Genomic DNA, 12,854 nt, shown 5'->3' on the forward strand with positions numbered 1-12,854 from the left:
TCTTGCTTCGCCGATGCTGCGCCTACCGTATGCACCGGAGTCTGTCATGACTGCTAACTGCCCATCTTCGTCCTCCCCTGCCGGGCCGGACCACCCCCGCTGGACGCAACGGCTATCGGACGGAAGCTTGGTCCTCATCCGCCCTATAAGCTCCAAGGACGCCAGCGCCGAACGCAGTTTTATCGAAGACCTTTCCGCGCAGTCCAAACGCTTCCGCTTCATGGGCCAGATCGCCCACCCCAGCGATGCATTCATCAATCAGCTCACCAATATCGACTATGTCAACGACGTGGCCCTGGCCGCGGTGATCCCGGAAGCCGGGAAAGACAAGATCGTCGGTGTCAGCCGATATGCCGTTGACAGCGCTGGGCACTGCGAATCCGCGGTGGTGGTGGCTGACGAATGGCAGCACAAAGGGCTGGGTACCGCCCTGATGCGCCACTTGATTGCCGTTGCGCGGGACTGCGGCTTGCAACTGATGGAATCCACGGATCTGGCCGAGAACAACGACATGCACGAACTGGCGCGGGATCTGGGTTTCCAATCCCGTCCCGACCCGGAAGATGCGCGCCAAATCATCTATTCACTGCGGCTGGCAGCCGCGCAATAGAAGCTTGAGCTGGCCGGCGCTGCAGGGCTCCTCTTGCTAGAGATGGATCGTGCCTGAGATGGCGGACCACCGGACTGCACCCGAAACACTGCCCGGGCCTGGCCTCTCATCAGCAGAGGCCGCCCAACGCCTGATGCGTGACGGCCCGAACCGATTGCCCGAACCTGAAACACGGCGATGGTTTGGATTAATCGTCAGCGTGTTGCGTGAGCCGATGCTGTTGCTGCTGATCGCCGCTGCATTGGTTTACTTGGTGCTCGGCGAAGCCAGTGACGCTGCCACACTCGCTGTATCGGTGCTGGCGGTGGTTGTCCTTACCCTCTATCAGGAATGGCGTTCCGAACGTGCGTTGCAGGCCCTGAGGGAACTGAGCAGCCCCGTGGCCCGTGTGCTGCGGGATGGTCTACTGCGGTGCGTGCCGGCGGAAGGTTTGGTCGTAGGCGACGTAATCCGCATAAGCGAGGGCGATCGCGTGCCTGCCGATGCGCGCTTGCTCGCCAGCGATGATCTCCACCTCGACGAATCGCTGCTCACCGGCGAATCGGTACCTGTCAGCCGTGACGCATCCGGCATCGACATCGGGACACGCCAAGTGTGTGCGGGGACGATGGTGGTACGCGGGCAAGCAGACGCCGCGGTGATTGCGACAGGCTCTCGCACTGAGATTGGGCGGATAGGCGCCAGTCTCGGCGGTCTGAGAAGCGCACCTACTCCACTGCAACGTGAGATGCGGCGGCTCGTCGCGTGGTTCGCATCAATCGGCGTCGCCTCCTGCCTGCTGGTGATCGCACTTTACGTGACGCTGCGAGGTGGTTGGCTGGACGCGCTGCTGGCGGGTATCACGTTGGCGATGGCCAACATCCCGGAAGAATTTCCGGTGGTGCTGACGGTGTTTCTCGCACTGGGCGCGTGGCGCATGGCGCGCCAGCGCGTGCTGGTGCGGCGGCCGCCCGCAATAGAGGCGCTTGGCGCCGTCACCATATTGTGCACCGACAAGACCGGCACCCTTACCGAGAACCGCATGTCGTTGGCGCGATTGGTGGGAAGCGACGGCACCAGCATCATGTGCGATCAGCTCCTTGATGCGAGCACACGGATGCTGCTCCGTTGCGCAGCGCTGGCTACCGATAAAGATGGGCTGGATCCGATGGATCGTGCCATCAATGAAGCTGCTGGAAAACAGACCGAGGAATCTGCGCCAGGCATATGGCTCCGCCGCTATCCAGTGTCGCCAAGCTTGCCGATCTACGCTAACGCCTGGCGTACAGAGGGTGGCACTGGCGTATACATCGCATGCAAGGGCGCCCCGGAAACTGTCGCGGCACTGTGCGAGATGTCGCCTGAGTACCAGAAGCGCGTGTTGGCTCAGGCCGCGTCCATGGCGGCGGGCGGTCTGCGTGTGATCGCAGCGGCCGAAGCAATCCTTCCTGGCGCAGCAGAAGCACCCGCGGAACTGCGCTCAGGACGCTTCCAGTGGCGTGGACTGCTCGGACTGGCAGACCCGCTACGTGCGGGAGTGCCTGCCGCAGTCGCTGAAGCACGATCTGCTGGCGTGCGCGCGATCATGATGACCGGCGACCACATCGAAACAGCTCGTGCGATCGCCGCAACCGCCGGTATCAGCGAACGGCCCGAGGTGGCGCTGGGCCGCCAGCTCGAGGGCCTGGACTCAAGCGAGCTGGCCGAACTATTGGCACGGGTCGATGTTTTCGCGCGGGTCCGTCCCGAGCACAAACTGCGCCTGGTCGAAGCGCTCAAGGCCCAAGGCGAAGTGGTGGCGATGACAGGCGACGGGGTCAACGATGCGCCCGCCCTGGCTGCCGCGCACGTCGGCGTCGCCATGGGAGGCCGCGGCACGGATGTCGCACGCGAGGCCGCATCCATCGTCGTGCTCGATGACGACTTCGTTTCCGTGGTGAGAGCCATCCGTCTTGGGCGCACCATCTACGACAACATCCAGCGCGCTGCCCGCTACATCATTGCAGTACATGTGCCGATCACCGGCTTGGCCCTGATGCCGCTGCTGTTGGGGACACCCTTGATCCTGCTGCCCCTGCACATCGTGTTTCTAGAGATGATCATCGATCCCGCCAGCTCCATCGTGCTCGAACGCGAGCCGCCGGCAGCTGATCTGATGCAGCGCCCACCGCGACGCGCCGACGCAAAGCTTATCGACCTGCGCACGTTTGCGGCCAGCGTCATGTGGGGCACCGTTGTGTTTGGCGCCGTGGCGGCAGCCTACGCCATGGCGATGTGGAGCGGCCTTGATTCGCCACGCCAAGCCGCTCTGGCGTTCGCCACGCTGATCGCGGGCAACCTGGGCTTGCTGGCTCTCCATTGCTCCCGCACGTCGCATCGGCGTTCGAACCCGGCCTTCCTGATCATCGTGGCGACCTCGCTTGTGTTGCTGGTCTTCGCGGTGCTCGTGCCCGGTCCTGCGCAATGGTTCGGATTTGCGCCCATCACCCCCTTAGCGTTGTCGGGGGCACTGCTGCTTCCCTCGATAGCACTGGCGCTTGCCGCTCGCTTCGGCAGGATCTGGCAGTCCCCGGCGACAAGCGGCACCTGATCCCGGGCCACAACGGCTGACGGTGGCATTGCTGTGAGGAGCACTTGGTACTGATCCAGAACGTCAAGTCGGCTTCGTCTCGGTGATTGATCGAGATCAACATGCCAGGCAATCGACAGTCTTACCCTATCAGCAAACCAACTCATGAAAGCGCACGCTCGCACTTCTACCCTGCCGCACGGGTGCGAATCATGTGTTTGTTCGACGAACACTATGCGAGCGCGGCGATCGTGGAAGGCAGCACAGGCCAACACACGGTCTGACTCCACGCTCTCACACTGCGCCGCGGAGATTGAACATGGCCATTGCAGCAGCTCCACCCTCTCTGCAGTTCCTCGGCGCGGCGGGCACGGTCACCGGTTCTCGCTATCTGGTCGAATCGGAAGGCAAGCGGATTCTTGTCGACTGCGGTTTATTCCAGGGCTATAAGCAGCTGCGAGAGCGCAACCGGGCCGCATTTCCGGTGCGGCCCGACACCATCGACAAGGTGCTGCTCACCCACGCTCATCTGGATCACTCTGGCTACATACCCGCGCTGGTCCGTGATGGCTTTCGCGGCACGGTGATCTGCACGCCGGCCACGCGGGATCTGTGCAAACTGTTGCTCCCCGACAGCGGGAACTTGCTGGAGGAGGAAGCCAAATACGCCCGCAAGAAAGGCTACTCCAAGCACGCCAATCCATTGCCGCTATATACCGCCGAAGATGCGGAAACATCGCTGAAGCATTTCGCGGTCCATGGTTTCGATCACGACTTCGAGATCGGCCACGGACTGCGCGCCCGCTTCCATCCGGCCGGCCATCTGCTCGGCGCGGCGCAGATCAGCCTGGACGTCGGTGGAACGATCGTGCACTTCAGCGGCGATCTGGGCCAGGCTCACGATCCACTGATGCGTCCCCCGCGACCGCTTCAGCAGGCTGACGTGCTGGTGTGCGAATCGACCTACGGCAACCGCAGCCATCCCCGCATCGACGCCGAAGCAGAACTGGGTCCGATCATTCGCCGCGTCGCCGCTCGCGGCGGCGTCATCATCATTCCCGCATTCGCTATCGGACGCGCACAGGGCGTGATGCTGCATATCGCTCGTCTGCGCCAACGCGGCGAGATCCCTCCCGTTCCTGTATTTCTCAACAGTCCGATGGCCATCAGCGCGACGGACATCTATCACCGTTACCACGAAGAGCATCACGTGAGCGACGCCGAATGCCAGGCCATGTACGAGCTGGCGACGATGGTCCGCACGGTGGAGGAATCGAAAGCGCTCAATCGGCGTCATGGTCCCATGATCATCATCTCCGCCAGCGGGATGCTGACCGGCGGGCGCGTACTGCATCACCTAGAGGCGTTTGCTCCCGATCCGCGCAATGCGATCCTGCTTACCGGCTATCAGGCTGGCGGTACGCGCGGCGCGGCGCTGGTGGGCGGCGCCGATCGCTTGCGAATGTATGGGCGTGAGGTTTCCATTCGCGCCGAAGTGGTTGCATTGCAGAGCTTCTCCGGCCACGCCGATGCCGACCAGGTCATCGCTTGGATGGCAGGCGCTACCGTCAGTCCGCTGATGACCTACGTTACCCACGGCGAGCCGGATGCGGCCGACGCATTGCGTGCACGCATCAAACATGAGCTTGGCTGGCAGGCGCGTGTTCCCGAGCACTTGGAACGCATCGCGCTGGATGCGTTGCGGTGAACAGCCGTCGCCACCGCATGCGACTGATAAGGGCGGGCATCGACACCTACCAGCAGCCGGTCGTCTATATGCACCGCGACTGCGATGTTTGTCGGTCGGAAGGTTTCGCCGCGCTGACCCGCGTTCTTGTCCGTAGCGGGGACCGCGAACTGGTTGCCACCCTCAATGTGGTGACCGGCGACTGGTTGGGATTGGACGTCGCCGCGCTGTCGGAAAGCGCCTGGACATCGCTGGCGCCTACGCCTGATGCACAGGTCGCCTTCAGCCATCCGGATCCGCCCGCTTCCGCTCCGGCGCTGAGGGCCAAGGTGTTCGGCCAGCGCCTGACCGAATCGGATTTCCTCGGTGTGATGCGGGATACCGTGAACAGCCGTCTGACCGACATCGAGTTGGCTGCATTCGTGACCGCCTGCGCCGGAGAACGGCTCGATCTTGCCGAGACCATAGGCCTGACGCGCGCCATGGTGGCGTCAGGCCAGCGCCTGGATTGGGGCGCCGGGCCGGTGCTCGACAAGCATTGCGTCGGTGGACTGCCGGGCAATCGCACTACGCCGATCGTGGTGGCGATCGTCGCCGCGGCGGGACATCGCATCCCCAAGACCTCCTCGCGTGCGATCACGTCCCCCGCCGGTACCGCCGACACGATGGAGGCCATGGCGCCGGTGGAGCTGGACATTGCGGCCATGCGCCGCGTCGTCGAGCGTGAGAACGGCTGCATCGTCTGGGGCGGTAGCGTGCACCTGAGTCCCGCCGATGACGTGCTGATCCGTGTGGAGAAACCGTTGGACTTCGATAGCGACGGGCAGCTGGTGGCCAGCGTGCTGTCCAAGAAAGTCGCTGCCGGCTCCTCGCATGTACTCATCGATATGCCCGTGGGACCGACGGCGAAGGTGCGATCCGATGCCGCCGCCGATTCCCTGGACGCTCGCTTGCGCGCAACCGCCAAGGCAGTCGGGCTTGAAGTGGAGATCGCGCGAACCGATGGTCGTCAGCCGGTCGGCTATGGCATAGGACCGGCATTGGAAGCGCGCGATGTGCTGGATGTCCTGCGCGGCACGCCCAATGCGCCGAAGGACCTGCGCGAACGCGCCCTGGACCTGGCCGGCGCCCTGCTTGATATGGCGCCTGGTGCCAATACGGGCAACGGACGCACGCAAGCCGAGAACCTGCTGAAAAACGGGGCCGGCTTGCGCAAGTTCCTGGCGATATGCGAAGCGCAAGGTGGCTTCCGCGAGCCAGTGGCCGCGGTGCATGTGCGACCGGTCGTCACGCTGCGTGGTGGTGTGATCATTGGTATCGACAACCGCCGCCTCGCGAAGATCGCCAAACTTGCCGGAGCTCCGGCAAGCCCGGGCGCAGGGATCGACTGCCGTGTGCGCATCGGCGACGTGCTCCGCGCGGGAGAGGCGTTGCTCCATGTCTATGCGCAGACCGTCGGCGAACTGGATTACGCACTGACGTACGCAGCTTCGCAGCCCGACGTCTTCACGTTGCGAGAAGTCGCATGAAGCGGGTCCTGCTTCCGTTTCCCTTGCAGCGTGGTCTCGCCGACGCGATGGCGCCAACGCTGCGTGCGCGCGTTGGCCGCCTGGAGTGGCGCCGCTTCCCGGACGGCGAGTCGCTCGTTGCTGTCGATGATGCCTTGTCCGGCGCGGATGTCGCGATCATCGCCAGCCTGCATCGCCCCGATGAGCTGTCGATCGCGCTGCGCTTTGCCGCAGCGACGGCGCGCGAATTCGGTGCCCGATCCGTGGGCTTGGTCGCGCCCTACCTCGCTTACATGCGACAGGACGCGCGGTTCCAGCCCGGTCAGGCAGTCAGTGCGCCGCTGTACGCACGATTCCTTGAAGAGAGCTTCGACTGGCTAGTCACGGTCGATCCGCATCTGCACCGCAACCCCGAGTTATCCGGGCTGTATCGCATCCCCGCTACTCGGGTCGCCGCAGCGCCGGTAGTGGCCGCATGGATTCGAGACAACGTCGAAGATGCGGTACTGATCGGACCCGACGGCGAAAGCGAACAGTGGGTGGCTGACATCGCGCGCCTTGCCGACATTCCATGGCAAGTCCTGCACAAGCAACGGTACGGAGACCACGATGTGAAGGTCAGCCTGCCCGATATCGAATCCATCGGCGGACACAGCCCAGTGATCGTCGACGACATCGTTTCCTCCGGGCGAACAGTGATCGAAACGTTACGGCACCTGCAGCGACTCGGCTTATCCGGCGCGCTCTGCATCGCCATCCACGCCGTTTTCGCAGCGGATGCCTACGAACAGTTGCTCATCGCGGGCGCTGCACGGGTCGTGAGTACCGACTCAATACCCCATGCATCCAACGCCATGTCGATCGCCGGCCCGTTGGCGGATGGCTGCTTTGAATTGTTCGGACACACCCACGTCCGGGAGGCCTGATGAACATCCCCTTGAACTGCTGCACCGCTGCGGACCTCACTGCCGATCAGCGCGATCGCGTCGCCGCTTTGGCAGCATCGCGACGCGCGGACGACGCGGCTTTCTCGCAATGGGCAGCCGGCTATGGCGTCATCGTCCACGATCCACTGACGCAGGTCCGGGTGCATGCGATGGTGGCCGAGCTCGTACATAGCGACGTCCTGCCCGATTCGGCTACCGGTTACCGACGACTGCAAGCAGCCGATCGCATCGCCAGTGCCGGGATGTGGCTGGTGGCGCACATGACCTACGCGCGACGCGTGCGCCTGGATGGCACGGCGCTCGCTGCCGAGGACTTCAAGCCGAACCCGGAGGGCCACACTGGCGGCTCCCTGAACATGGTGCCTGGCTACGTCGCCTACTTGGCGCTGAACGCATTGGATGGACACACGCGCAGCTGGCTCATGGGCCAGGGCCACTGTGTCGCGGCGATCGATGCGCTCAACGTCATTGTCGACAACATGACCCCGGCGCATGCGCAGCGTTACGGCTTGCATGATGATGGTTTGTCGAGGCTGGTATCGGACTTCTATGGTTTCGCCATCGGACCCGATGGCCTCCCCGCGACGCCGTTGGGTTCGCACGTCAACGCGCATACCGCAGGCAGCATGCAGGAAGGTGGGTATCTGGGCTTCGCGGAGCTGCACTACGTCCATGCGCCGCTTCCTGGCGAACGCTTGGTCGCATTTCTCAGCGATGGCGCCTTCGAGGAACAGCGCGGCAGCGATTGGGCGCCGCGGTGGTGGCGGCCGCAGGATTCCGGTTTGGTATCGCCGGTGATGATCCTCAATGGCCGGCGCATCGAGCAACGGACCCAGATCGATCAGCAGGGCGGCGAATCCTGGCTGCACCGCCACCTGCACCTCAATGGGTTCCGGCCTCTCGGCCTGGATGGGCGGGATCCCGCCAGCATCGCGTGGGGCATCTGGCACATGGAATCGCACCAAGCGCAAAGCGTCGCGGCAACGGCACGTGGCGACGGCCGCACCCGCAATCTCCTGCAGTACGGCATCGCGCAGACCATCAAGGGTTTTGGCTTTCCGGGTGCGGGCACCAATCGCGCGCATAACCTTCCGTTGCAAGGCAACCCGTCGCGCGACGCCGAGGCCAGATCGGAGTTCAACCAGGCGGCGTCCCGTTTGTTTGTCGCCGAAGCCGAATTGCGCGACGCGGTAATGCAATTGGCGACTCACGCGGCGCAGCGGCGATCGCTCGAGCGCGACCATGCCTTGGCCAATCGCCACATCGCGGTGCCGACGATTCCAGCGTTCGAGCCCGTCGCCGCAGGTGCCAAGACATCGCCGATGGCGGCCCTGGACCGGCAGTTCAGTGCGATCGTGCAAGCCAATCCCGCGTTGCGGCCACGGATCGGCAATCCCGACGAGCTGCGCAGCAACCGCATCGATCTGTCGCTCGACCTGCTCAAGCACCGGGTGTACGAGGCCGAAACCGGTATCGCTGAATCGCCTACCGGAGGCGTGATCACCGCACTCAATGAGGAGGCGGTGGTCTGCGCGGCGCTTGGCAACAAAGGCGGTATCAATCTGGTGGTGACCTACGAGGCGTTCGCACCCAAGATGCTGGGGGCACTACGCCAGGAGATCACCTTCGCGCGCCAGTTGGTGCGTGCGGATCGTTCGCCCGGATGGCTTTCGGTGCCGGTCGTGCTGACATCGCATGCCTGGGAGAACTCGAAGAACGAAATCTCCCATCAGGATCCCACCCTGGCCGAGGTGTTGTCAGGTGAAATGCAGGACGCCGTGTCCGTCGTCTTTCCGCCGGATGCGAATACGGCGGTCGCCATGCTCGAACAAACCTATCGCAGTCACGGCCGGGTCGTGGCGATGGTCGTGCCAAAACGCGAAGTCCCCAACGTACTGACCTGGAAGCAGGCGCAACACCTCGCCACGCAAGGTGTCATGGTGCTGGACGGCGAACCGGTATCCGCTCGCATCATCCTGTCCGCGACCGGTGCCTACCAGCTGACGGCCGCAACGAGAGCACACCGGCGTCTGCACGAACGCGGCGTCGACAGTGCATTGGTGTATGTCGCCGAACCTGGCCGTCTGCGTACGCCACGCGACGATCTGGAGGCAAAGCAGGTGTTGGCGGACGATGCTGTTTCTGTCGCCTTTCCGGCGGGCGTGCCCAGGGTGTTCATCACGCATACGCGGCCCGAATCTTTCCTTGGCACCTTGCGCCGTATCGACACCGGCCCGGCCACGACCGAGGCGCTGGGCTTCATCAACCACGGCGGAACGTTGGATATCGACGGCATGCTGTTCGCCAATCGGTCGACCTGGGCGCACGTCGTCGCGGCGGCGAGCCGGGTGCTGTCGTTGCAGGCATCCGATCTGCTCGCGCCGGACGAGTTGGCAGCGGTCGAAGGCCGAGGCGACCCCGCGGTGTTACAGGCAGGAGCGACGTGATGGCACCGGATCTGCCCTCTTCCACGCTGAAGCGTGTCGAACTATTGGGCACTGCGGGCGTGTTAATCCTGGGCGTGGGTGCGGGAGCGTGGTTGGGCGAATCGTTGGTGAACTACGCCGTGGGCCTCATGGTGGTTGGCGGTTGCGTGCATGCATTGAGCATGTACGGGAAGCACAGGATCGAATCCGTCCAGGGAATACCGCAATCGTGGCCGTTCCGCATCCTCTATTGGATGTGCTGGGTGTTGCTGGCGTCGCTGGCCGCCTGGCTCGTCGTTCTAAGTACATGAGGCCTCACATGCCGCGATCCCGGCTACCACGAAGCTTCCAGATCGTCTTGGGCATCCTTAGCTTCATGTACGCCTGGCTGCGATGGCACCGCAGCGCCCCCCAGCGTCTGCCTGGTTGTCTGCGCTCAACGCTGGAGAGGCTGGGCACCACGTTCGTCAAGCTCGGGCAAGGCCTGAGCTTGCGCCGCGACGTCCTCCCTGCCGGCTACCGCGAAGCGCTGGAGGAGCTGCATAACCGGGTTCCGCCGTTCGAATCGGCAGTCGCCATCGAGACGGTGGAGCAGGCCTTCGGCCAGCCGATCGCGTTGATGTTCGCTCAGTTCGATCCTGTGCCGTTCGCCGCCGCCTCCGTGGCCCAGGTACACCGTGCCTTGTTGCACGACGGTACCCAAGTCGTGGTCAAGGTGCGGCGGCCTGGCGTGGTGGCGCAGGTCAGGTCGGACCTGCGATTACTGAGATTGCTCGCGCGTTTGTTACAGGCGATCTGGCCGGCATTGCGCCGGCAGCAGCCGCTGCAGCTGATAGAAGAGCTGGGCCATCAGCTGCTGGCGGAAATCGATATGGAACACGAAGCCCGCAACATGCGCCGCTTGCTGCCCGCTATCGAAGGCATTCCCGGCGCGACGATGCCACGCATCATCGAACCTTATGTGTCGCCCTGCGCACTGGTGCAAGAACTCAGCATCGGCACACCGGTAGGCAGCATATTCGGTAGCGAGCGCGGCCGCAGCACGGCACGCCAACTACTCGACGCCTACCTTCACCAGTTGCTTATCGATGGCGTTTTCCATGGCGACCCGCATCCGGGCAACCTGTTCGCGATGGCCGATGGCCGGTTGTGCTTTCACGATTTCGGGACCATCGGCTACCTCGACCCTGCCGCGAGGCTCGCATTCGCGCGGATGCTCGACGCCGTTTCCTATGGGGACGCGGAGGATGCATTGGATGCCGCCTTGGCGCTGGGATTTCTCGCGCCACCCATCGACCGGCGCGACTACACCCGCAATATCAGCGGGATCCTGGACGAGCTGACCACCCTGCCCCTGTCGCAATGGTCTCTGGCGGAAACGGTATGGCGTATCGCGCGGCTGGGACATGGCGAGCACTTCAGGCTGCCGAGCCATCTACTGGTGCTGATGCGGACCCTGTTCCTCGCTGAAAACACGCTCCGCGCTCTCGATCCTGACTTCGATCTGCTGGCCGAACTGGAACTGCGCCGCGAGCCGCTGGCCGCGGCGATCAGCCATGCCGCGCAGTCCGGCAAACGCTCGCTCGTGCATCGCATCGCACGGTCCGCGCGCAGCCTTCCCGCCGTGGCTGCTGATCTTCTGCGCGAGGCGCAGAGCCAGGAAGGCCGCCCCAGCGTGTCGCTGCATCACCGGGGCCTGGAAGAACTGGAGCTGCACATTGGCCGCACCGGCAATCGGTTATCCCTGGCGCTGGTGACGCTCGGCCTGTACATCGCCGGGTCGCTTCTCATGTTGCACAGCGCTGGACCACGGGTGTGGGGCGATGTTCCGTTGCTCGCCTTGGTGGCTTACGGAATCTCCCTGCTGCTTTCTTTGCGATTGGTATTAGCCATCTCGCGTTCTGGGCACTTATGAGTCTTTCTCTACTCGCGGTGAACGTCGGTTCCGCCAGCCTTAAAGCGGCCAGCTACCTGCTCTCGCGTAGTGGTGAAATTCGCGAAACCGGGCGCGTCGCGATGGAGGACAAGCTCAGCTCATCAACAACGGATGCCGAGGACCCAGACCACATCCTTGCTTCCGTTGTGGCGCAGCTACCTTCGTTGGGTGAACCGGATAGGACAGTCCACCGGATCGTCCACGGTGCAGACCGCATCAGCCCGTTCGAGTTGACTTCAACCGGGTTCGATGAATTGGATGCTTTGTCGCCTCTTGCCCCGCTACACCAGCCGCCCGCGTTGGCAGTGGCCAGGGCAGCCATGCAGCGATGGCCAGACGCCCGTCACTAGGGCGCATTCGATACATCGTGGCATCTGGCCATGCCGGAACAGCGCCGCCTGCTGCCCCTGCCTTTCTCCTTGTATGCACAGGGCGTCAAGCGTTATGGGTTCCATGGATTGGCTTTCCAGTCCGCACTTCGGCAGCTCGCAAAGATCGCGCCCGAGCTAACCGGCGGCCGAATCGTGCTGGCACATCTGGGCGGCGGAAGCAGTCTATGCGCAGTGCGCGATGGACGTTGCGTGAACACCACCATGGGATTGACTCCGCTCGGCGGCATCGCGATGTCGACGCGGTCCGGCTCCCTCGATCCGGGCGTCGTTCTGTATTTGCAGCGGAACCTGGGTATCTCGCCAGCCGATCTTGACCGGATGCTGTGGAAGGAAAGCGGACTCAAAGGATTGTCGGGAATATCCGGTGACATGCGGGAGCTGATGGCGTCGCCTTCGGAGGATGCCCGGCGCGCTATCGAGGTGTATACCGACGGCGTCGTACAAGGTATCGCCGCCATGGCAGCGTCCATGGGCGGCATTGATGCGTTGGGCTTTTCAGGTGGTGTCGGTGCCCATGCCGCCACGATTCGCCAGCGCATGACCGATGCGCTCGGCTGGCTCGGCCTGAAGGTCGACAGCGACCTGGATCCGAATTCATCCGCGGATATTTCGCACACCGACGCGACGGTGAGGACGTTTGTTCTGCACGCAGACGAGGAGTTCGAAATGGCAGATGTCATCTCGAGAGCTTTCAACCGCTAAGGAGGGCACGCATGACGCTTGGATGCTTCCTTTCTATCTCTGATAACTAGCCCTAATCAAGCTTAGCTTCCGTGGGATGGTGAACACAGGGCGCCTGA

At 63.6% G+C, this 12,854-nt stretch carries 9 protein-coding genes and 1 pseudogene; all 10 read left to right on the forward strand.

Translation table 11 applies throughout. From position 1 onward, the window contains the following. Positions 1 to 46 precede the first annotated feature (46 nt). The gene (locus AADW18_RS02095) at positions 47 to 610 is read left to right on the forward strand and encodes a GNAT family N-acetyltransferase (protein ID WP_337341686.1); all 564 of its coding nucleotides are present in this window, start codon (positions 47 to 49) and stop codon (positions 608 to 610) included. 58 nt (positions 611 to 668) lie between these two features. Further along, on the forward strand, positions 669 to 3,179 hold the full coding sequence (locus AADW18_RS02100) for a cation-translocating P-type ATPase (RefSeq protein ID WP_337342103.1): 2,511 nt from the start codon (positions 669 to 671) through the stop codon (positions 3,177 to 3,179). Positions 3,180 to 3,477: 298 nt separating this feature from the next. Continuing rightward, a complete protein-coding gene (locus tag AADW18_RS02105; protein WP_337341687.1) occupies positions 3,478 to 4,866 on the forward strand; it encodes an MBL fold metallo-hydrolase in 1,389 nt (462 codons plus the stop codon). Next, on the forward strand, positions 4,863 to 6,374 hold the full coding sequence (locus AADW18_RS02110) for a thymidine phosphorylase family protein (RefSeq protein ID WP_337341688.1): 1,512 nt from the start codon (positions 4,863 to 4,865) through the stop codon (positions 6,372 to 6,374). The genes AADW18_RS02105 and AADW18_RS02110 overlap by 4 nt, the downstream gene beginning before the upstream one ends. Then, on the forward strand, positions 6,371 to 7,279 hold the full coding sequence (locus AADW18_RS02115; protein ID WP_337341689.1) for a ribose-phosphate diphosphokinase: 909 nt from the start codon (positions 6,371 to 6,373) through the stop codon (positions 7,277 to 7,279). Before AADW18_RS02110 ends, AADW18_RS02115 begins: the two co-directional genes overlap by 4 nt. After that, positions 7,279 to 9,747, forward strand: coding sequence for a xylulose 5-phosphate 3-epimerase (locus tag AADW18_RS02120; protein WP_337341690.1), 2,469 nt, complete (start codon positions 7,279 to 7,281; stop codon positions 9,745 to 9,747). The genes AADW18_RS02115 and AADW18_RS02120 overlap by 1 nt, the downstream gene beginning before the upstream one ends. Next, positions 9,747 to 10,037 carry a hypothetical protein gene (locus AADW18_RS02125; protein WP_337341691.1) on the forward strand — a complete coding sequence of 97 codons (291 nt, stop codon included), beginning with the start codon at positions 9,747 to 9,749 and terminating at the stop codon, positions 10,035 to 10,037. The genes AADW18_RS02120 and AADW18_RS02125 overlap by 1 nt, the downstream gene beginning before the upstream one ends. 8 nt (positions 10,038 to 10,045) lie before the next feature. Then, entirely contained in the window at positions 10,046 to 11,641 is a 1,596-nt protein-coding gene (locus AADW18_RS02130; RefSeq protein ID WP_337341692.1) for an AarF/UbiB family protein, read from the forward strand. Further along, complete coding sequence (locus AADW18_RS02135; protein WP_337341693.1) at positions 11,638 to 12,012, forward strand: hypothetical protein; 375 nt, start codon at positions 11,638 to 11,640, stop codon at positions 12,010 to 12,012. Before AADW18_RS02130 ends, AADW18_RS02135 begins: the two co-directional genes overlap by 4 nt. Before the next feature lie 18 nt (positions 12,013 to 12,030). Then, positions 12,031 to 12,756: pseudogene (locus AADW18_RS02140) on the forward strand (acetate kinase); the annotation flags it as partial. Positions 12,757 to 12,854 lie beyond the last annotated feature (98 nt).

It is taken from the genome of Pseudoxanthomonas sp. CCNWLY206-1, assembly GCF_039710385.1.
GTDB lineage: Bacteria > Pseudomonadota > Gammaproteobacteria > Xanthomonadales > Xanthomonadaceae > Pseudoxanthomonas_A.

What these genes read in the sequence shown, in the direction of transcription:
- AADW18_RS02125 (WP_337341691.1), top strand. Translation starts at nt 9,747, where the DNA reads ATGGCACCGGATCTGCCCTCTTCCACGCTGAAGCGTGTCGAACTATTG.
- AADW18_RS02120 (WP_337341690.1), top strand. Translation starts at nt 7,279, where the DNA reads ATGAACATCCCCTTGAACTGCTGCACCGCTGCGGACCTCACTGCCGAT.
- AADW18_RS02135 (WP_337341693.1), top strand. Translation starts at nt 11,638, where the DNA reads ATGAGTCTTTCTCTACTCGCGGTGAACGTCGGTTCCGCCAGCCTTAAA.
- AADW18_RS02115 (WP_337341689.1), top strand. Translation starts at nt 6,371, where the DNA reads ATGAAGCGGGTCCTGCTTCCGTTTCCCTTGCAGCGTGGTCTCGCCGAC.
- AADW18_RS02095 (WP_337341686.1), top strand. Translation starts at nt 47, where the DNA reads ATGACTGCTAACTGCCCATCTTCGTCCTCCCCTGCCGGGCCGGACCAC.
- AADW18_RS02105 (WP_337341687.1), top strand. Translation starts at nt 3,478, where the DNA reads ATGGCCATTGCAGCAGCTCCACCCTCTCTGCAGTTCCTCGGCGCGGCG.
- AADW18_RS02130 (WP_337341692.1), top strand. Translation starts at nt 10,046, where the DNA reads ATGCCGCGATCCCGGCTACCACGAAGCTTCCAGATCGTCTTGGGCATC.
- AADW18_RS02100 (WP_337342103.1), top strand. Translation starts at nt 669, where the DNA reads ATGGCGGACCACCGGACTGCACCCGAAACACTGCCCGGGCCTGGCCTC.